This window comes from Scytonema sp. UIC 10036 (assembly GCF_009725235.1).
Window position 1 is genome coordinate 24,593 of the sequence record NZ_WJFC01000011.1, and the last position, 21,529, is coordinate 46,121.

The window sequence follows — 21,529 nt, forward strand, 5'->3', positions numbered from 1 at the left end:
TCATCAAAGCATTTTCCATTTTTCATCTGCATCAAGTAGACGCTCGGTCTGTCGAACTCACGTTAAAATGAATTGCGAGCCAAAAAAGAAATGACCCTCTTGTCAGCACCCCGTACTAAAGTAACGGGGCTTCGTGCCTCGAAATTTTAGTTAGCTGACCAGCTTAAGTCTTAACTGACTGCGTTATTGGCAAGAGTTAAAGTCTCACCTACAGATGCGAAGCCAGTTTGTAGTTCTGAAATTGGATGGTTAAACAGGTTTACAAGGGGTAAGCCAGTGCTGTCCGAAAAGTACCGACCAATAACCTTGGCAAGGCTAACATTACTCCTGAAAGGGAAGGCTCTACGGAGCAAAACCATTATGCGTACAGGGTAAACGGTTTGAGATGGTAACTGTCCCATTGAAAGTACAGCACAAAAGTACACCGAACTTAGTCACCCCAAGGCGGTAATGGTTCACAATATAAAGCCGTCCTAGAAGTTATGTCTTATTAATATGGCATTGTGGGGTTCTCGGTTTTGTCATCGCCATTCACATTGTGAACGTTTGGGACGAAAGAAGCACAGTTAGCGATCGCTCTGGTGTAAGCTTCTTGACGAGAGACTGCACCGGAGTTGAGTCGTTGCTCGAAAGTTTGTTGGTTGTTGACAACACTCATCGCCACAAGAAATGCGCTTTCCATCTTATTTTGAACAGCATCCCGACTTTCGATAGTATCCATGCCAGTGCTAGAAATATCCAACGCAAAACCCAAACCACCACCACCAATGCGCTTTGGCTTGAGAGCGAAACCTTGGCGGTAGTTCACCGATGCGCCACAAGCCGAACGATATTGGAACGAGAAAGCTTCACCGCCAGTTCCGGGTGCTTGCGAACCAAACTGAATGTGGTTGTGTCGCGCACCTTCCACCTTGACACGTGTGCTGGGGGAAACATTGGGGGCGACAGTTGTAGCACCAGTAGTTACAGATTGTTGGTTCTTTTGGTCACCAACCGAAGAGCTAGAACTGTTATTGACATGACCGACTGTGGCCGAACCACCTTGAGCATTGTTCTCATTGGTATTGTGGCTGTTACCACTGTCGCGGATTGTGGCTTTGGCATCAGAGCTACTGTTGGATTCACTACTGCTGTTTGAATCAGAGTTGGCTGTGGTGGGAGTAATCACAGTTGTGTTTGTGCCACCGTTTTCTACCTGTTGGCTGATACTGGGAATATTGGTAGTTGATGAATCGGTTTCGCGCTTGGGTTCGGGCTCGTCTGTTGGTGAAGAGGTGCGGTGTGAATCATAAATTGCCGTGTTGCGAGCATCGCAACGTGGGTCAATCTGTGGAACATCATTTCTTGCTTCACAATCAATGGCTTGATTTAAAATTCCTGTAGGATTTTCCGTGTAGTTCGCTGCATCTACAAATGTCTCCGGGCCATTAGCCACACCCTTTATCTGTTGATTCACCACTTGAGCTGAGGCAACATTTGCAAATAAAATCGCAGTGGTTGATAAACTTAATAAACTGATGGTAGCAATTTTTTTAGCAAACATAACTGACTCCTAATGATTTAAGTAATAACTTTGACGACTTGATAAATAAAAATCAAAAACAAGTGAGAGAGCGTTGTCTGGGTGTTGATCGCACCAGTAGATGAGTGAGGTGACTATCAGTGAACATCTTTGTTATCCCACCCGCGACTCTCTATATATTTCTGCTCTTGGATTCAAGGTTTTATTCACTCTCCGGAAAATTTTTTGAGAGAATGGTATGAAGAGTAGCTCAACATCAATGGGACGGGCTATAAGCACCGTCCCAGTCGAAAAATTCTAGCGGTTCTCAGTTAAATGAAGTACAGATTCATCTGCGTTCATCTGCGGTTCTTTTTTAAGGTATTGATTAAGTTGATAACCTAAAGATATCTGTAAAACTTTCAGAAAGTATCGAATAAATGTGACAATGAGAGTATGACATTTGCCATTCACAAGGGATTTAGTTGCAACCAACAGCAGTGCAAGTGCGAGGCTTTTTCCTGAAACTGAGACAGAAAGATGAATACGTGGCTGGCATTGGCTACCTGTGAGTACCAATACCATCACATAAATGGCGGTTATTTTTGGCATTGGTATTGTACTTCAGATACCCGCGCACCCAATCACAACCACGTGATAGTAAGTCATCGAAATTCAGCTTCAACAAACGTGCTGTATTGTCAGCACTTGCAGTGACAATGGTTTTACCATCTGGGCTGAACGCTACGTCTGTGATAGTTTCTTTATAACCAGTCAGGGTATTGACGAGTTCTCCCTGTAGATTCCACAGACGCAATGTATTGTCCTTGCTACTAGTAGCAAGGGTTTGACCATCCGGGCTGAACCTGAGTGCCCAGACAGGTTTGCTATGACCGATGAGGGTATAAAGTTCCTGTCCTTGCAGATTCCACAAGCGTACTGTACTATCATCACTACCAGTAGCAATAATTTTACCATCCGGGCTGAAAGCGGCATTATTGACCGCATCGGTATGACCGGTGAGGGTATAAAGTTCCTGTCCTTGCAGATTCCACAACTTCACTTCCGTGTCGTTACGACTGACAGTAGCAATGGTCTTGCCATCTGGGCTGAACGTTACTTTGTTGACAAACCTTCTATGGCCCTTAAGGACATGGAGTTGCTGTCCTTGCAAATTCCACAAACGTGCTGTATTGTCAGCACTAGCAGTGGCAATGGTCTTGCCATCCGGGCTGAACTCTAGGTCATAAACATAACCTTCATGACCTGTAAGAGTATGGAGTTGCTGTCCTTGCAAATTCCACAAGCTTACTGTGTTATCATAACTAGCTGTCGCAATGGTTTTGCCATCGGGACTAAATGCTAAGTTTGTGATATATGCCTTATGACCCATGAGGATATTAAGGAGCTTTCCTTCCAGATTCCACAAATGCACCATCTCGCCCTCACCACCTGCAGCAAAGATCTTGCCATCTGGGCTGAACACTACCCTATTGACGGAACCAGTGTACTCAGTAAGGGTATGAAGTTGCTGTCCTTGCAGATTCCACAAGCGTACTGTGCGGTCACGACTGGCAGTAGCAATAGTCTTGCCATCCGGGCTGAACTCTACGTCTAGGATAGCATCGCTATGACCTTTAAGGAAATCCAATTGCTGTCTTTGCAGATTCCACAAGCGTACTGTGCGGTCATGACTGGCAGTGGCAAGAGTTTTGCCATCTTGGCTGAACGCTATGTCTAGGATAGCATTGCTATGACCTTTAAGGACATCGAATTGCTGTCCTTGCAGATTCCACAAACGTACTGTATTGTCATAACTAGCAGTAGCAATAGTCTTGCCATCCGGGCTGAACGCTACTTGTATAACAGCGCTATGACCCTTAAGGACATAGAGTTGCTGTCCTTGCAGATTCCACAAATGTACTTTATCATAACTGGTCGTAGCAATGGTCTGGCTATCCGGGCTGAACGCCACGTGCTGAACAGAATCGCTATGACCCTTAAGGACATGGAGTTGCTGTCCTTGCAGATTCCACAAGCGTACTGTGCGATCGTAACTAGTAGTGGCAATAGTCTTGCCATCTGGGCTGAACGCCACGTGCTCAATAGAATCGCTATGACCCTTAAGGACATGAAGTTGCTGTCCTTGAAGATTCCACAAGCGTATTGTGTAGTCACTATTAGCAATGGCAATGGTCTTACCATCTGGGCTGAACGCTACGCGTTCTGTACTATAACTGCGATCGTTGACGGTTAGTCTTTGAATTTCCTGTCCTTGAAGATTCCACAAGCGTACTGTCTGGTCATTACTAGCAGTGGCAATAGTCTGACCATCTGGGCTAAACTCCACTGCCCTCAAAAATCTCTCATGACCGCTGAGGATACCGATCGCTTGTCCCTGCAAATTCCACAAGCGTACTGTGTAGTCATCACTACCAGTGGCAAGAGTTTTACCATCTGGGCTGAACACTATTTTTGTAACAGATCTGCCATGACCCCTAAGGGTATGGAGTTGCTGTCCTTGCAGATTCCACAAACGCACTGTGTAGTCATTACTAGCAGTGCCAATGGTCTTACCATCTGGGCTAAACACTACTTTTGTAATAGAACCGTTATGACCTTTTAAGCGATTATACTCTTTTACTCCATAAACTGTCTGTTGCAATGCAGCCACTACTTGCATTGGAATATCAGCTCGCCCTTTTAGTGGTACTGCTGCTCGTAAACTTACTATCAATGCTTCAAGCTTTTGATCTCGCTCAAAAATTTGTTTTGAATATTGGCTGAGAGCTTTACTGTGATCTAATTGAGCGGTTTCTACTTGCCACTGTTGCCTAAGTGCGAACCCAGCGAAACTTACAGCACCTATAAAACCAGCAGCTAGACCTAAGACGATCCGCAGTCTTCTGCGTTGTTTTTCCTTTTGCTCGCTCTCCCGCAATCTTAAACTAGCTATGATAAAGTCTTGCTCTTCTTCTGTCAGATCGTCTAAACGTTTTTGCAACCAATCTTCTGCTACAGCTAGCGGTACGCCCCGCAATAATGCAGCAGGGTCGCGATCGCTATTTTTCCATTCGTGTATTGCTAGTTTTAGCCGTTCTTGCCAAAGGCGAAACTGACGGTTAGCGTTTATCCACTCTCGCAAAGTTCCCCATTCGCGAATCAGCGCTTCATGAACTACCTCCACCGTGTCTTCACCAGACTTATCATTATGTCCTGTCACGACTAAACGTGCTTCAGGACCGGCTAAACGAATAACCAGTCCCCAATTCTCTTCCCCAACTTCTGTGCGGGTAGCTAAGCGCCTAGTATCCTCTGTTCCCTCTCCAGGGCGAACTGATGGCAGAAAAATGCGTTGTACTTGTATCTTCTCGACATCACTAAGTTTGTTATAAACCTCTTGAGCGTGTTTAACCAAAGCTTGTTTCACACCCCCGATTTCGTCATATGCTTTATGAGTCAATACATAATTTTGCTGTTTCTTCCATAATTCAGCGAGCGCAAATTCTAATAAGGGTAAAGAACCTGGTTCTTGGCCGACATCATCTAATATTCGTTCTGTTAAATGTTCTTCTAACTGCACTTTCAACTTTTGAGCGGGCATCTCAATGGTTGCTTTGAGTTCGTCCCGACTCATCGAACTCAGTAACTGAGGCGTAAACTCTTGCAATGCATGACAAAACGGAGGGTAGGATAAAACATCATCGTAAAAGTCAGCTCTGAGAGTAAGAACTAACGTTAGACTTTTTTGATAAATAGCTTCTAGTAAAATATCAACAAAGCGCTCCTGTTGTTTTTTATCCTGGCAAAGAGTATAAAGTTCCTCAAATTGGTCTGCTATTAACAATAGACGTTTATTGGAACTTTCCAAAATGCCAGACACTATCTGCTGCAAACTTATTTCACCATTTTTTAGCCTTTCTGCCAATTTCACTGCCTTGACTACTCGCTCGAGATTACCAAGCTCTGGTTCTAGCTGACGCACCAAAGCAGAAGCTAGCTCATCAAATGGTTGTTTACCAGGACGAAAAGATTCAATTAACCAAGTGCCTTCTGTTCGCAAGCGTGGAATCAATCCCGCAAAAACGACGGAGGATTTCCCGCTACCGCTAGAACCCACTACAGTTATTAAGGGATCTTTATGAGTGGTTTGGAATAAATTCTCAACAAATTTCTCTCTTCCATAAAAGAATTCTGCATCTTTCTCACCAAAAGCAAACAATCCTTGATAGGGGTTGGGAGGAATAAAGTTAGATTGAGTTTGAGTGATGTGGTTTTTTTTCTTAAATACTGGAGTGGAGTATTCATTTAAGCTAATAAGCTGAGATGAGCCTAACTTAAAAGCAGACTCTACATCTTTCCCAGCTGCAAGAGTATCGTAGAATGCGACGGTAAAATTGATAGCGCTTCTATCCCCAATTGCTTGGTTCATGCCAATGACATAATTAATGTGCTGACTAATGGCTTCTGCCTGCGCCTCTGAGTAGCAAGCGTTCAACACTACACACTCTACACCGTTTGTAGCAAATATCTCAAACATACCTGCTAATGCATCTGCCTTAACAAACGCTGGCTGCCCCATTTCATCTTCTAGGACAAGACCTTCTTGCCCTGCTCCATGCCCGCTGAAATGAACTATTTGAGGTTGATAATCCAAAATAGCTCGGTAAAAGTCTCGCGATCGCACTGCCCATTTTTGCTCTAGCTTAAACTGCTCGCGCTGGTTAGAGCGTCGCAATCCTTCATCAATTTCCCGCACCTCTTCATCCAGTCGTAACCTGGAGGTATTTGTGGGATTGGCAGCTAGAATCAGAATTGTTTTGACATATAGGCTATTATTCATGAGATATTGGAAAAAGAATGATTATTTACGATTTTACACAGCAAACAAAATATGAGATTGCCAGAAAGTTAGCAAGAGAAATCTTATACAGCATTTTTTAGGTAGAATGAAGTACATTGGTAAGAACGTGGCGGTCTTATACCCTTACAATAAGGAGTACCTCATTTGGTTGCAAACAATTAATTAAAGCAAGATGAAAGTTGTCCGCTTTGGTGTTACCAACAACACTCTTGCACTGGCAATTTACTTATGGGAGCGTGGTTGGTCACAAGCTCACAACGTTCATCCAGAAGCAATCTTACAAGGAATAGTGAGAAATAACAGCACCGCCCTTTATGTTCTTGACTTCATGACTTTAAGATATCAGTACAAACTTTGAGCTTGCATCTTAGAAATGTCATTATCTGGACATTACATTTGTCATAATATCAATGTCGTTCTGTTTGGAGCGCAATTGCAACTCTCTATATATCTCTGCTCGCGTCTTCACAGTTTTATTCACTCTCCGGAAAATTTTTTCGAGAATGGGATGAAGAGTGCCGCAAAAGAAAAAGGGGACGGGCTACGAGCACCATCCCACCAGAAACATTCCAGAGAAAAAGTTGGAGATTGATTGATTTGGTATTAGTTACAACCAACAGCAGTGCAAGTGCGGGGTTTATCAACGTCAGTTGTAGGTGTTGTTGGTTGCTCGTAAACTGTGGGAGGGTCGCTATTTGGGACAAAAGAAGCACAGTTAGCGATCGCTCTAGTGTAAGCTTCTTGACGAGAGACTGCACCGGAGTTGAGTCGTTGCTCGAAAGTTTGTTGGTTGTTGACAACGCTCATAGCTACAAGAAATGCGCTTTCCATCTTATTTTGAACAGCATCCCGACTTTCGATAGTATCCATGCCAGTGCTAGAAACATCCAACGCAAAACCCAAACCACCACCACCAATGCGCTTTGGCTTGAGAGCAAAACCTTGGCGGTAGTTCACCGATGCGCCACAAGCCGAACTGTATTGGAATGAGAAAGCTTCACCGCCAGTTCCGGGTGCTTGCGAACCAAACTGAATGTGGTTGTGTCGCGCACCTTCCACCTTGACACGTGTGCTGGGGGAAACATTGGGGGCGACAGTTGTAGCACCAGTAGTTACAGATTGTTGGTTCTTTTGGTCACCAACCGAAGAGCTAGAACTGTTATTGACATGACCGACTGTGGCCGAACCACCTTGAGCATTGTTCTCATTGGTATTGTGGCTGTTACCACTGTCGCGGATTGTGGCTTTGGCATCAGAGCTACTGTTGGATTCACTACTGCTGTTTGAATCAGAGTTGGCTGTGGTGGGAGTAATCACAGTTGTGTTTGTGCCACCGTTTTCTACCTGTTGGCTGATACTGGGAATATTGGTAGTTGATGAATCGGTTTCGCGCTTGGGTTCGGGCTCGTCTGTTGGTGAAGAGGTGCGGTGTGAATCATAAATTGCCGTGTTGCGAGCATCGCAACGTGGGTCAATCTGTGGAACATCATTTCTTGCTTCACAATCAATGGCTTGATTTAAAATTCCTGTAGGATTTTCCGTGTAGTTCGCTGCATCTACAAATGTCTCCGGGCCATTAGCCACACCCTTTATCTGTTGATTCACCACTTGAGCTGAGGCAACATTTGCAAATAAAATCGCAGTGGTTGATAAACTTAATAAACTGATGGTAGCAATTTTTTTAGCAAACATAACTGACTCCTAATGATTTAAGTAATAACTTTGACGACTTGATAAATAAAAATCAAAAACAAGTGAGAGAGCGTTGTCTGGGTGTTGATCGCACCAGTAGATGAGTGAGGTGACTATCAGTGAACATCTTTGTTATCCCACCCGCGACTCTCTATATATTTCTGCTCTTGGATTCAAGGTTTTATTCACTCTCCGGAAAATTTTTTAGAGAATGGTTTTGAGTGGATGTTTTCAAGTTTTCAGTTGGGTTTAATACGTTCAAGATTTCCGGAACCGCACCCTTCAGGCGGATGCACGCAGATGAACTTGTTCTTTATCTGGATGCCAGCCGCTATAAAACTCTCATAAATGATTTAGGATTGCTATATCTTTGCTAAATGAAAAACCCGGTTTTTCTGAAAAACCGGGTTGGGCTAGCTGTTTAACAAGAAGAACTCAGGAGTCAGGAGCCAGAATTCAGAATTGAATTCTGTGCGACTGGTGGATGAGTAAAGGGGTTTAAATCCCCACCGTCTACACGGTGTCTACAATTGGTTGGGGTCTGAATCCCCATCCAATTGATTCTGAATTCTGAATTCTGTCTTCTGACTTCTTCTTCAACTTCTAGTAATTTTTATCCCTTGATAGTACACCTATCTGCGTTCATATGTGGTTTCTAAACTCTTTGATTGATTGCTATCTTAAAAGCGCAAACTAAGGGTATGGTGTCAAAAATAGTTCAGCTTCAGCTTGCCTTCGTGCCAAAAGCCCTTGCTCAACATTTGTTCCAGGGTTGCGATACTTGATAAAAGTTTCGTGGATTTTGGACCAATCACGATTGTTTAAAACTGTAGTGATTGAATTGAAGTTAGGAGCACCATAGAATTTACTTCCCAAGTTGTAGCCAAAGCTGAGTAATGCTCCTTGTTGGTTAGGGTTGAGTTCGCTCCAACAAGGTATTTTTGCTAGATCGGGTAAGTAATCTCTCTCCAACTGAAGAATCAAAAGCTCATCAGCTTCTTGTTGGGAAATGCTCTCTCTAAGATGCCACTCACTACCATCACGTTTCTTAGTCGATCCCCAACCAATTGTGATAGGTTCTCGCTTGGTTAAAGGATCGGGATATGCATTGAGAAAACAACCTTCAAAGCGTTTAATTAACTCAACGCCAGAAATAGGTAAGCTTGTAGGAATTAAGGCTATGGTATTGGGAACTTCCTTAGCTTCAATGAGCTTTTCTGCAAATGCTGCATTTAAAAGTTCGGGTAGGTTAAAGGCTTGAGCAAATTTTACTATTGCCTGTTTAGTGATTGGTCCATAAGCGCCGTCGGCAACTCCAGAAAGTAATTTTAGCTCTCTCAGGCGAATTTGAATTTGTTGTGCTAACTCGCGATCTTGTCCTAAATAATCAAACTCGAAGGATTCGTTAAGCTTGACAATATCTTGAAGTTTCATATTGCTTTCCTCTTAATAAATTTAATAAGTGTAACCAACGAGAAGTTTAACTTCTTTGTGCTGTTGGCATTTGTCTGCGAAAACTTTTTCAAAATCAGCAAACTCACCATCTGAGAGGACGATACAACCCATACTTCCTGGCACATTGGCATCGCGGTGAATCAGCAGATCGCTGCGAGTCCCGCCATCCTTTGTTTTTACTTCAAAAGGTGTAATTGGATACCCGTTGCCTTCTACTCCCTTGACGTGTTTCAAGTCTACAGGGTTGACTGCCACAGAATAAAAAGCTAATGGTTGAGACAACTCATAAGTAGGCGGTAATGCTCCGCCACGTACATTCCAATCTTTGACGCCTTGCTTATCTGCGGTGCTGCTTGTCGCCACCCATCTGCCGACAATTCCTTGTGCTTCATCAATCAGGAATAGTCTTCCTCTGTTTAACTGAGATGTTTCGTCTAGTGGCATGGTGAAAAATAACAGCATCTTCTTATTTCTCCTTTTGAATTAATATGAAAATTGACTTTGTGATTGTTGTTCAGTCTTTTTGCTGTTTGTGGTTCGTCAGTTGTTGTTTTGAAGATATCAGTCCCAACTGTCTGCCGCGAATGTGGCTTATCTGCGATCGCCTGCGCCTTTTGTATCCGTACCGCCTGTACGGGGTGGCTTTGGCATGGATCTGCTACTAGTGGTGCTGCTATCAAACCACCGCAGTGTACTTCTGTGAATTTTGGCGATGAGAGATAACTTTTTTTGCTTGGATTGTTGTAATTGTTCTGGTTCTAGAGTGGCTGCTAATCTTTGAGAAAACATGGTAGACTCCTAATAGTGACCGAAAAAATTGATTAATGAAGTGAGAGTTGTTGTCCCTTGAGTTTCTTGTTTGTCCAGCACAACTGCAACTCTCTAAATATTTCTGCTCTTGGATTCAAGGTTTTATTCAAAGCGCGGAAAAATTTTTGGAAACTCGAAATGCCATGGCTGTGAGCTACTGATATATGGCTGAGGGGAATGGATAGAATTTTCTGTGGTTTAGTAGGTGTAACCAACCAGAAGTTTAACTTCTTTGTGCTGTTGGCATTTTTCTGCGAAAACTTTTTCAAAATCAGCGAACTCACCATCTGAGAGGACGATACAACCCATACTTCCTGGCACATTGGCATCGCGGTGAATCAGCAAATCGCTGCGAGTCCCGCCATCCTTTGTTTTCACCTCAAAAGGTGTAATCGGATACCCGTTGCCTTCTACTCCCTTGACGTGTTTCAAGTCTACAGGGTTGACTGCCACAGAATAAAAAGCTAATGGTTGAGACAACTCATAAGTAGGCGGTAATGCTCCGCCACGTACATTCCAATCTTTGACGCCTTGCTTATCTGCGGTGCTGCTTGTCGCCACCCATCTGCCGACAATTCCTTGTGCTTCATCAATCAGGAATAGTCTTCCTCTGTTTAACTGAGATGTTTCGTCTAGTGGCATGGTGAAAAATAACAGCATCTTCTTATTTCTCCTTTTGAATTAATATGAAAATTGACTTTGTGATTGTTGTTCAGTCTTTTTGCTGTTTGTGGTTCGTCAGTTGTTGTTTTGAAGATATCAGTCCCAACTGTCTGCCGCGAATGTGGCTTATCTGCGATCGCCTGCGCCTTTTGTATCCGTACCGCCTGTACGGGGTGGCTTTGGCATGGATCTGCTACTAGTGGTGCTGCTATCAAACCACCGCAGTGTACTTCTGTGAATTTTGGCGATGAGAGATAACTTTTTTTGCTTGGATTGTTGTAATTGTTCTGGTTCTAGAGTGGCTGCTAATCTTTGAGAAAACATGGTAGACTCCTAATAGTGACCGAAAAAATTGATTAATGAAGTGAGAGTTGTTGTCCCTTGAGTTTCTTGTTTGTCCAGCACAACTGCAACTCTCTAAATATATCTGCTCTTGGATTCAAGGTTTTATTCAAAGCGCGGAAAAATTTTTGGAAACTCGAAATGCCATCTTTGTCAGCTACGTGTAATGGGATATCCGTTGGCTTCTACTCCCTTGACGTATTTCAAGTCTACAGGGTTGTTAATTAGGGACTTCCAAAACTTGCATCTTTGCTTTGCGACGAGTGCGGCTTTGCGTGAGGTTTAAATAATAATGATTCAACAGAACATAACATTATCTGCGATCGCCTGCGCCTTTTGTATCCGTACCGCCTGTACGGGGTGGCTTTGGCATGGATCTGCTACTAGTGGTGCTGCTATCAAACCACCGCAGTGTACTTCTGTGAATTTTGGCGATGAGAGATAACTTTTTTTGCTTGGATTGTTGTAATTGTTCTGGTTCTAGAGTGGCTGCTAATCTTTGAGAAAACATGGTAGACTCCTAATAGTGACCGAAAAAATTGATTAATGAAGTGAGAGTTGTTGTCCCTTGAGTTTCTTGTTTGTCCAGCACAACTGCAACTCTCTAAATATTTCTGCTCTTGGATTCAAGGTTTTATTCAAAGCGCGGAAAAATTTTTGGAAACTCGAAATGCCATGGCTGTGAGCTACTGATATATGGCTGAGGGGAATGGATAGAATTTTCTGTGGTTTAGTAGGTGTAACCAACCAGAAGTTTAACTTCTTTGTGCTGTTGGCATTTTTCTGCGAAAACTTTTTCAAAATCAGCGAACTCACCATCTGAGAGGACGATACAACCCATACTTCCTGGCACATTGGCATCGCGGTGAATCAGCAAATCGCTGCGAGTCCCGCCATCCTTTGTTTTCACCTCAAAAGGTGTAATCGGATACCCGTTGCCTTCTACTCCCTTGACGTGTTTCAAGTCTACAGGGTTGACTGCCACAGAATAAAAAGCTAATGGTTGAGACAACTCATAAGTAGGCGGTAATGCTCCGCCACGTACATTCCAATCTTTGACGCCTTGCTTATCTGCGGTGCTGCTTGTCGCCACCCATCTGCCGACAATTCCTTGCGCTTCATCAATCAAAAATAGTCTTCCTCTATTTAACTGAGATGTTTCGTCTAGTGGCATGGTGAAAAATAACAGCATCTTCTTATTTCTCCTTTTAAATTCAAATGAAAATTGACTTTGTTGTTCAGTCTTCTGTTTGTAGTTCGTCCGTTGTTGTTTTGAAGATATCAGTACCAACTGTGTGCGTGCATCTTAGAAATGTCATTATGCGGGCATTACATTTGTCATGAGATCGCTGTTTTTTGCTGATTCACGGGACTCGATATCGCCTCAGTCCCTCTTTACACCTTCAATGGGGCTGATCTACAATCAGCCAGAGGCTGACCGGCGATACTGCCCTATCGCCTGCATATGCTTGTATCTCATTTAGTTGCAGCCAACAGCAGTGCAAGTGCGGGGTTTATCAACGTCAGTTGTAGGTGTTGTCGGTTGCTCGTAAACTGTGGGCGGATCGCTATTTGGGACGAAAGAAGCACAGTTAGCGATCGCTCTGGTGTAAGCTTCTTGACGAGAGACTGCACCGGAGTTGAGGCGTTGCTCGAAAGTTTGTTGGTTGTTGACAACGCTCATCGCTACAAGAAATGCGCTTTCCATCTTATTTTGAACAGCATCCCGACTTTCGATAGTATCCATGCCAGTGCTAGAAACATCCAACGCAAAACCCAAACCACCACCACCAATGCGCTTTGGCTTGAGAGCAAAACCTTGGCGGTAGTTCACCGATGCGCCACAAGCCGAACTGTATTGGAATGAGAAAGCTTCACCGCCAGTTCCGGGTGCTTGCGAACCAAACTGAATGTGGTTGTGTCGCGCACCTTCCACCTTGACACGTGTGCTGGGGGAAACATTGGGGGCGACAGTTGTAGCACCAGTAGTTACAGATTGTTGGTTCTTTTGGTCACCAACCGAAGAGCTAGAACTGTTATTGACATGACCGACTGTGGCCGAACCACCTTGAGCATTGTTCTCATTGGTATTGTGGCTGTTACCACTGTCGCGGATTGTGGCTTTGGCATCAGAGCTACTGTTGGATTCACTACTGCTGTTTGAATCAGAGTTGGCTGTGGTGGGAGTAATCACAGTTGTGTTTGTGCCACCGTTTTCTACCTGTTGGCTGATACTGGGAATATTGGTAGTTGATGAATCGGTTTCGCGCTTGGGTTCGGGCTCGTCTGTTGGTGAAGAGGTGCGGTGTGAATCATAAATTGCCGTGTTGCGAGCATCGCAACGTGGGTCAATCTGTGGAACATCATTTCTGGCTTCACAATCAATGGCTTGATTTAAAATTCCTGTAGGATTTTCCGTGTAGTTCGCTGCATCCACAAATGTCTCCGGGCCATTAGCCACACCCTTAATCTGTTGATTCACCACTTGAGCATTCGCCGCATTTGCAAATAAGATCGCAGTTGCTGATACACTTAATAATCCGATGGTAGCAATTTTTTTAGCAAACATAACTGACTCCTAATATTTTAGTAATAAGTTGGCAAAATTCAGCAATAAAAATCAAAGAAATAGTGAGTGAGAGTCGGTGTTTATCACACAAGTAGATTGGACATATAACTCTGAATTGAAATCTTTGTTATTAGCGCACCCGCGACTCTCTATATATTTCTGCGCCTATCCGACAGGTTTTATTCAACTTCAGGAAAATTTTTTAGAGAATGGTTTTGAGTGAATGTTATCAAGTTTTCAGATGGGTTTACAGCAAGATTTCCGGAACCGCACCCTTCACGCGGATACACGCAGATGAACTTGTTCTTTATCTAGATGCCAGCCGCTATAAAAGTGTCACGAATGATTAAGCAGTTTTATATCTCTACTATATGAAAAACCCGGTTTTTCAGAAAAACCGGGTTGGGCTAGCTGTTTAACTTCTAGTAATTTTTATCACTTGATATTACATATATTTGCGTTTATATGGCAGTCTTAAATGATTTACAAGCACCTCTTCCTTGTCTTCCTTGTCCTCCTTATCTTCCTTGTCTCCCTTGTTTAGATCTCAAATAGAATTGCTATATGCGGTTTCTAAAATCTTTGATAGATTGCTATCTTAAAAGCGCAAACTAAGTTTCAAGTCTACAGGGTTGTTAATTAGTGATTACAAAACTTGCATCTTTGCTTTGCGACGATTGCGCCTTTGCGTGAGGTTTAAATAATAATTATTCAACCGGACATAACATTATCTGCGATCGCCTGCGCCTTTTGTATCCGTACCGCCTGTACGGGGTGGCTTTGGCATAGATCTGTTGCTAGTGGTGCTGATATCAAACCACCACAGTGTACTTCTGTGAATTTTCGCGATGAGAGATAACTTTTTTTGCTTGGGTGGTTGTGATTGTTCTAGTTTTAGAGTTGCTGCTAATCTTTGAGAAAACATGGTATACTCCTAACAGTGACTGAAAAAAATTGATTTTTGAGTAAAAGTTGTTCCCGCTTAAGTTTCTTCTTTAAGCAGCACAACTGCAACTCTCTAAATATTTGTGCTCTTGGATTCAAGGTTTTATTCAAATCCAGAAAAATTTTTTTTATTTTTCGGATGTACCTCATCTTGCATTGAACTTTCCCTCTTTCCCAAAGTCTCAAACCTAAGGAGTGTAAGAGTGTTAAATTGAAGTTCTATTAAGTAAATACACGGTAAATCGTAAGTTTTCGTAATGGCAGTTCAATCTTTACATTTCTTTTAAACAGTCAGATTTTGTGTAGGTTGGGTTGAGGAACGAAACCCAACTTCTTGAGGCGTTTGTTGGGTAACTATTGTTTTGCTCTAAATGCGGCGGTCATTAAACTTGTGCTGGTAACAACCAAAGCCACAGATGAAGGAACAAACGGAATCCAAACAGCTCCTATAAGTAGAAAGTTGAAGCACACACCACCTAATATAATGAGTGCAACACTGTTACCAATTATCAAGTGTAATAGCAACTGACAGCGCCAAGCTAACAAACCACCTACCAAAGCCCAAGCCAAAATCCACAGTGCATCACCCCATAGCGACCAAACCGATAACAGGGGACGGCCATCTTCCACTGCACTCAGAATTTGACTGACCATCTGTGCGTGAATGAGTACTCCAGGTATATCTTGAGAAAATCCCTTACCACCAGTAAAAGGAGTAAAATGACGGTCTCTACCCTCTGTATCTGCACCAATTAAGACAATCCGATTTTTAATGATTTCAGGATGAACACGACCTTTTAAAATATCTGTAATAGTCATTGACTCAGCAAGTTCTATGGGGAGTCGATAATTCAGTAATATCTGATATCCACCAGCATGAAACTTTTGATAGCCCCCACTATGAGGTAATAAACGCTTGAAAACAACAGAGCCAATTTGCCATTGGTTTTGCTTGGTCAGTTTGATAGAATATTTTTTCGCTTCTAAGTACCGAGTTGCAAGTTGAAAAGACAAGCTATAAGGTGTTGGACAAGTATTTTGGGCTTTTAAATCCATTGATAATAATTGACGGCGCAGGATGAATTCATTTGGTACGTCATTGAAGCCCAAGCTTTCTTGAGGTAAGTTGGCGGGAGGCGGTCCAAACCCTCGATCGTTTTCATCTGGTCTTTTACAGATGGCAATTAGGCTCGCGCTTTCTTTAAAAATTTTGAGTAATTGTTCTTGTCCCTTACCCTGTGGTAAATCCCGATAAAGGTCGATGCCAATAGCAATGGGTTTATGAGCTTCTATTTTTTTGAGAATTTTTGCTAAGGTTTCGTCATGCAGTGGATCTTGATTGAGTTGCTGAAAATCCTCTTCAGTGGCTTTGACAATTAATAAACGTTCGTCTAACCCCTCCTCTGGTCGCCATTGCAACATTTGGTCAAAAGCTTTTAATTCTGTGGGTTGAAACATTCCCAGCGATCGCACACCAACAACACAAGCCGTCACTGCTAAACTTGTGAGAGCGACAGCATATAATTTTAATCTGTGACGCCGTTCTGAAATCCAGTCTTTAGACTTTTCCTGCCAATCTTTCCAAGTTGGTGGTGCTTCTGGAGAATTTTGATAAATCACTGGTAACCAAGTTGCACAAGGAAATTCATCTTCCAATCCCTCTAATTTTCCTCGTGCTTCTTTAACAGCAGAATATAAAGACTCCCCGCGATAAAACGCTTCTAAAAAGTATTTTAAAAATGTCTGTGCTACTTTATCCGGTACAGGTTGACGCATCACAATCATTTGCGGAATACATAAATCCACCAAAGACCTTGCCAAACCCAAACCGTCACAAGAATTAAAAATTGCTAATTTTAACCCATTTTCAACAGCTTTTTTTAAAGATTGTTTTAACTCGGCAATTGTTAAAGTATCTGTTTGATTAATATGAATCCACCCGCTTTCGCCATCTAGTTGACTGGAACTATGTCCGGCAAAAAAGAGAATATCCCACCCTTTATCATCCCACAATTTTTCTGTTAACTCTTGACGCTGTGGCTCGGATAAAAATAAAATTTCCGCATCAGGAAGTTGCTGTTTCAACAAAGCTGCATCTGCTTGAGTGTTAATACCTGTACTGTTTCCTAAAATAGCTAAAATTCTTACCCTAGACTTAGTAGGTCTTTTTCCAACACACTCATAAAATGGAGAAATAACAGCAACTTCAGCCTTGGGGTAAGATTCAAATAAATTCCACAAGTGCCAAGGAAAACGCTGTAATCGCACGTCCATTGTTTGAATCAGAACCCGCATTTCATCCTCGGATGAAACTTTTTGGATAAATTTCTCTCTGATTAATCGGAGTGCATCTGAGTTCAACCAAATATTGAGACTATTCCGCAAGATATTAGCTGCGTGGTTGCAATCTTTAAGAAAAGAACCACGGGTTGCTTTTCCCTTATTTTTAGATGACAACCGATATAACATTTCCAAATTGCAATAAGCAGAGTTCCAAATCTCATAGTGTTTGATGATATCGGGGTTAGGTGGTAACTTACCCCGGATTTCCACTGAAGGATTTTTTCCCTCCTCACCTATTTGCAACCTAATGGGAAACCCACTTTCAAAGTCTCCTTCTCCCAACTCAAAAACAACTAACTTTCTCACTGTCTTGGCGTCGCTCCTTACAGGTTTTCTTCTTAATTAGATAATAAAGTTTTCTGTAGTACTGATATCACCAAGTGCGACTCGAATGCTAAATTTCTCACCGGGATGACCACCAATTTGCAACTGAAGAAAATCGTCGTCAGATAAAGCTTGAGTTTCCTCAAAAATAGCTCCAGACTCATCAAGTATCATGAGTTGCAAACCGGGTGGAAGGGCTGTTTGTGCCGCAGCCGGGATAACTTGCACGTGGATATCAATTTCTTGTTCTTCTGATACAGATGTAAATTCAGTACTTGATGCCAGCGAGACTGCAAGGATAATGGAATAATTTCCTTGTGGGGTCTGTAGCTCGATTGTTTTGCCACCACGCGAACTGGTATTTTGTCGGAATTGTCGGAAGCCAAAAGCTAAATTGGTTTGCTGTGTACTTACCAAAGAATCCAGAGTTTGCCAACCAGTTTCAAAAGCGTTCCGCAACCATTGGTTGAGATTTGTGAGTTGTGCAGTAGCACTAACAGATGGAGATACTTTTTCACGCAGTTGATTTAAAGATCTCAGTAAATTTCTGAGTGGTTGAAATTGATGCAACGGGATTTCTTCTGCTTCCACCGTTGGGATAAAACCTAAAATTGCAGCCTCTTCCAGAGTTTCATCCATCTGTACCGCAGTATAACCAATGCGATCGCCCCAGACATCGACAGGAACATGACAGGTTTGCTCGTGCGGTGTCACCGGACGGCATTCCAAACGGCCCAATCCTGTAACAATTAGATCGGCAACATCACTGCACAAGCAAACAAACGCATTGCGGCTGTAACTTGCTGCAATATCTGTAGGAATATCCATCATTTGTAAGTAGTTGTCAACGACTGACACCGCCAAAGTATTCAACAACACTTGTTCCGCCTTTTCCGGAGTTGGTTGACGTGCTGCCAATTGACGAGCGGTATTGCGTGCTTCTTCAGTAATGGGTAACACAATAGTGCGATCGTATATTTCATGTGTTATTCCAGCCATAGTTATTCACTTTCCTTTTACTTTACAAATATCCTTGTTCTTCCCCAAATTTAAGGAGGCGTGGGAGGCACTGCCTTTGATAAAAGGTACTTAAGGTGGGTAACGGAACCTTGAATTCTGCTGCTATTTCTTTCCAACTCGTCTCTGGAGGTAAACGCCGTAGAATAATAGCTTGACAAGTGATTTCTGGGTGACCTTTGATATGAATACTCCTCAACTCACCTGTTAAATCTGTTTCTGCCCACTCCCGTGTCACTTCCAACATGGAAGGAACATCAACTGGTGCGGCTACAGTTTCCAAAGGGTCAATTTCTTCACCCTTGTCGGAAATTTGCACCGACACAAATCGCTGTGCTGTTTTCTGACCTTGGGTGTAAAACTTTCGTAGTTCTAGCTTGAGGTAAGCATTCAGCCAAGTCACAACAGTACTGCGTTCCGAATCGAATTTTTCTCCAGTTGTTGCTTCGCAGAGATTGCGGCAGAAGTAAAGCCAAGTTCGTTGCAAAGCATCCTGATAGAAGGGCGAGTTCTCTTTCCACAGTTTTCTTTGCACAAGTTTAACAATTTCCGTCAAACCCTCTTGGCGCTCAAGGCTACCCTGGGGATGCTGACAGGTTTGTTGAACTAGCCGAACAATTTTTTGATTACCGTTATCCATAACACCCTGGCTGGCTGACAAGATTGGCTTTAAATTAGCACAACTACAATACCAACTCTATACCCCTCTATCCCCATCCTCTGGGACTCTTTTAACTTTCTTGCTTGCGGCAAAGATAGTTATTGTAATCAGTTTCAATTTGATGCCTACTTATACCTCCCTCGTGTGTGCGTTAATGGACTAACTGTCCTGTTAACTCATGGAGCGAGTTTTGAGGTTTTATTCAAATTTCCTAAATTTTTTTCTGACTTCTATATTGGCAGCACTCTAGCTAGTGGTCCACCACATTAATTTTGATGGGCAGTCACCTCGATCCGGTGGCTCCGCCTGGGAAGGAGAGTCGGGGATCGACCCATCAGAATTTATGCGATGAACCACTAGTTTTTCTTGACAAGCCTTAAATTTTATGGTATTGATTGGGTCAAATATAGACAGAGAAACTCAAAAACAGATATTGAGCAGATTGGGACAAATAGTCATTGATTCGGGGCAATTCAAAGACTTAATATCTGGACAATTTTTATCTTCATTGACCTACAATGTCAATGAAGATTTAATGCTTTTGAACACTTATTCTCCGTACATAAAGTTAGATTCACAGAGTAAAGATGCTTTATTTACGGGATTGAGACATCGGATAGAATATGATTTTGGAGGCAATCTTCAGCTTTCATATATTTCCTCCTTTCACATTGCCAAAAAATATTAATTACAGCAGTTTTCAATTTCATCAAAAAACCCGCAGGTGGCAGGTAAAAACCAAAGGATTTATAACGGACAAACTGTTAAATTTTTCTAATGCTTACCTCTATCAAGGGCATTGGGCATTGGGCATTGTTTAGACTATTGTTAACTTACGATTTGTAGGAGAAATAGTGTGAGTTACAGTAGTAGACCGTGTAACTTGCTTTTTTTTGACGATATCGCACACTGCTTCCAAGGCTGACTCAATAGAACCTTGCAGCCAAGCAGGGAATCTGGAACAATGTTCGCCAGCAAAGAACAGGTTGTTTTGCGGTCTTTGTGCTGCTAAGTAATTGGATTCGCTGTCATCCCAATGAATTGTGCATCCACCAGCACTCCACTTGTAGTTACCCCAAGCAATGGATGCTTTGTCCACAATTATTCCAGGTGTGTTCAGTTCAGGGTGAATCTTGCTGACAGTATTTTGGACATAGTCAAAACGTTTAAGTTCGCACATTTTGCCCATGCGATCGGCATCGTCACCAATGGTGTAGCTGGCTAATATGACGCTTCCACATTCGGGATTAAACTTGACAGAGGGATAGTATGTTTGACGTACACCTTCTCCACTGAAAGAAGCACCACCTTTAATGCCTTCTTGTTGCCAGAAAGCTTCACGAGTGTGAAATGCTACCTTAGTACCGGGACAATAAACAGTGTTGTGGATGGAGTCCAACTTTTGCTCGTCAAAACCACTCAATTCCATTTTCCGGAGTATAGAGAAGGGAATGGTGCATAAGACATAATCGCAGTTCTTGGTGTGCAATTGACCGTTTTGTTTCCAGGTAATTTGGGTGTAGTCTTTTTCCACACGGAGTGCTACCACTTCAGCATTGCACTTAATATCTGTTTTAATTGACGCTGCCAAGCGTTGGATAAGTTGATCCATTCCACCTTGAAGTTGTAACAAGTCGTGGCTGGTTTCAATCATAATGTCGCCGAGGAAAATGTCTAACCCTTGGGAGCACTTGGCACGGAAGCTAGGATTTTGAGTTAGGAAGGAGTGCAGATCGATAGTTTCACCGTCTTCACTGAAGTAAGGTTCTAAATCTAAACGCTCTAATTCATCCATTAAGTGAGATTGCAAATCGCGTTCAAAATCAGCACGCAGATTACCTGGTGCGATGGTATTAATAATAGTTTTGAGCCAAGCGGCAAACAAGCGAGTTTTTTCGCTGTAACGAGTGTCAGTCAACAGCCCACCTTCTGTTTGTTGCAGCACGCGGGGTGCATCTTTCATGCGGATGACTTCCCCATCAATATTCATTTTGGCGTTGCTTTCTTCAAACACGGTCATAAACTTGCACAATTTGTCGTTGAGTCCCATTTCTTGCACGTAATGCAGTGTCAGAGAGTGGTTGCTAGGAATACGCATTGCACCAAGTTCGGCATACGGTGCATCGGGTTCGTTACCAAAGCGATGCGTCCACACCCGTCCACCGATGCGGGGACTACCTTCTAATATTTCAACAGTATGTCCCAAACGTTCGAGTTCGTATGCTGCTACCAAACCTGCAATTCCTGCCCCTAAGATTGTAATGTGCTTCTTCTCAGATTGGTCGTTGATAAGTTGGCATTGTTCAAGAATCATGTTAACGTCCATTTGTTTATCCCCTTTTG

General features: G+C 42.7%; 19 protein-coding genes. 2 read left to right on the forward strand and 17 right to left on the reverse strand.

Going from position 1 to position 21,529, the window contains the following annotated elements:
- Positions 1-490: 490 nt before the first annotated feature.
- The 3 genes from F7734_RS07410 to F7734_RS07420 all read right to left on the reverse strand — a co-directional run bounded on the left by F7734_RS07410 (position 491) and on the right by F7734_RS07420 (position 6,344).
- A complete protein-coding gene (locus F7734_RS07410) occupies positions 491-1,543 on the reverse strand; it encodes a hypothetical protein (protein WP_155744069.1) in 1,053 nt (350 codons plus the stop codon).
- 276 nt (positions 1,544-1,819) lie between these two features.
- The gene (locus F7734_RS07415; RefSeq protein ID WP_155744070.1) at positions 1,820-2,113 is read right to left on the reverse strand and encodes a hypothetical protein; all 294 of its coding nucleotides are present in this window, start codon (positions 2,111-2,113) and stop codon (positions 1,820-1,822) included.
- Positions 2,064-6,344 (reverse strand): CHAT domain-containing protein, encoded by a 4,281-nt coding sequence (locus F7734_RS07420; protein ID WP_155744071.1) that lies wholly within the window; start codon positions 6,342-6,344, stop codon positions 2,064-2,066. The genes F7734_RS07415 and F7734_RS07420 overlap by 50 nt, the downstream gene beginning before the upstream one ends.
- A gap of 193 nt (positions 6,345-6,537) precedes the next feature.
- On the opposite strand from F7734_RS07420, the gene F7734_RS07425 reads away from it, so the two are divergent.
- Complete coding sequence (locus F7734_RS07425) at positions 6,538-6,723, forward strand: hypothetical protein (RefSeq protein WP_155744072.1); 186 nt, start codon at positions 6,538-6,540, stop codon at positions 6,721-6,723.
- Positions 6,724-6,968: 245 nt separating this feature from the next.
- On the opposite strand, the gene F7734_RS07430 is transcribed toward F7734_RS07425, so the two are convergent.
- The 13 genes from F7734_RS07430 to F7734_RS07490 form a co-directional block, all read right to left on the reverse strand.
- Positions 6,969-8,057, reverse strand: coding sequence for a hypothetical protein (locus F7734_RS07430; protein WP_155744073.1), 1,089 nt, complete (start codon positions 8,055-8,057; stop codon positions 6,969-6,971).
- Between the two features lie 693 nt (positions 8,058-8,750).
- The gene (locus F7734_RS07435; RefSeq protein WP_155744074.1) at positions 8,751-9,491 is read right to left on the reverse strand and encodes a glycoside hydrolase family protein; all 741 of its coding nucleotides are present in this window, start codon (positions 9,489-9,491) and stop codon (positions 8,751-8,753) included.
- Between the two features lie 21 nt (positions 9,492-9,512).
- A complete protein-coding gene (locus tag F7734_RS07440) occupies positions 9,513-9,974 on the reverse strand; it encodes a hypothetical protein (RefSeq protein ID WP_155744075.1) in 462 nt (153 codons plus the stop codon).
- Between the two features lie 129 nt (positions 9,975-10,103).
- Positions 10,104-10,301 (reverse strand): hypothetical protein, encoded by a 198-nt coding sequence (locus F7734_RS07445; protein ID WP_155744076.1) that lies wholly within the window; start codon positions 10,299-10,301, stop codon positions 10,104-10,106.
- Between the two features lie 219 nt (positions 10,302-10,520).
- Positions 10,521-10,982, reverse strand: a complete 462-nt coding sequence (locus tag F7734_RS07450) for a hypothetical protein (RefSeq protein WP_155744077.1) — start codon at positions 10,980-10,982, stop codon at positions 10,521-10,523.
- Positions 10,983-11,111: 129 nt separating this feature from the next.
- Complete coding sequence (locus F7734_RS07455; protein ID WP_155744076.1) at positions 11,112-11,309, reverse strand: hypothetical protein; 198 nt, start codon at positions 11,307-11,309, stop codon at positions 11,112-11,114.
- Positions 11,310-11,640: 331 nt separating this feature from the next.
- On the reverse strand, positions 11,641-11,838 hold the full coding sequence (locus F7734_RS07460; RefSeq protein ID WP_155744076.1) for a hypothetical protein: 198 nt from the start codon (positions 11,836-11,838) through the stop codon (positions 11,641-11,643).
- 219 nt (positions 11,839-12,057) lie between these two features.
- Positions 12,058-12,519, reverse strand: coding sequence for a hypothetical protein (locus tag F7734_RS07465; protein ID WP_155744077.1), 462 nt, complete (start codon positions 12,517-12,519; stop codon positions 12,058-12,060).
- A 288-nt stretch (positions 12,520-12,807) separates the two neighbouring features.
- Positions 12,808-13,896 carry a hypothetical protein gene (locus tag F7734_RS07470; protein WP_155744078.1) on the reverse strand — a complete coding sequence of 363 codons (1,089 nt, stop codon included), beginning with the start codon at positions 13,894-13,896 and terminating at the stop codon, positions 12,808-12,810.
- A 727-nt stretch (positions 13,897-14,623) separates the two neighbouring features.
- Positions 14,624-14,821, reverse strand: coding sequence for a hypothetical protein (locus F7734_RS07475; RefSeq protein ID WP_155744079.1), 198 nt, complete (start codon positions 14,819-14,821; stop codon positions 14,624-14,626).
- A gap of 374 nt (positions 14,822-15,195) precedes the next feature.
- A complete protein-coding gene (locus F7734_RS07480; RefSeq protein ID WP_166481780.1) occupies positions 15,196-17,490 on the reverse strand; it encodes a CHASE2 domain-containing protein in 2,295 nt (764 codons plus the stop codon).
- A gap of 36 nt (positions 17,491-17,526) precedes the next feature.
- Positions 17,527-18,507: a DUF1822 family protein gene (locus F7734_RS07485; RefSeq protein WP_155744080.1), complete on the reverse strand. Its 981-nt coding sequence runs from the start codon at positions 18,505-18,507 to the stop codon at positions 17,527-17,529.
- Positions 18,508-18,529: 22 nt separating this feature from the next.
- Complete coding sequence (locus F7734_RS07490; protein WP_155744149.1) at positions 18,530-19,165, reverse strand: sigma-70 family RNA polymerase sigma factor; 636 nt, start codon at positions 19,163-19,165, stop codon at positions 18,530-18,532.
- Positions 19,166-19,571: 406 nt separating this feature from the next.
- Between F7734_RS07490 and F7734_RS61755 the strand changes: the two genes are divergently transcribed.
- Complete coding sequence (locus tag F7734_RS61755; RefSeq protein ID WP_207714042.1) at positions 19,572-19,874, forward strand: hypothetical protein; 303 nt, start codon at positions 19,572-19,574, stop codon at positions 19,872-19,874.
- Positions 19,875-20,003: 129 nt separating this feature from the next.
- Here F7734_RS61755 and F7734_RS07495 read toward each other — a convergent pair whose 3' ends face one another.
- Positions 20,004-21,512 carry an NAD(P)/FAD-dependent oxidoreductase gene (locus F7734_RS07495; RefSeq protein WP_155744081.1) on the reverse strand — a complete coding sequence of 503 codons (1,509 nt, stop codon included), beginning with the start codon at positions 21,510-21,512 and terminating at the stop codon, positions 20,004-20,006.
- Between the last annotated feature and the right edge of the window lie 17 nt (positions 21,513-21,529).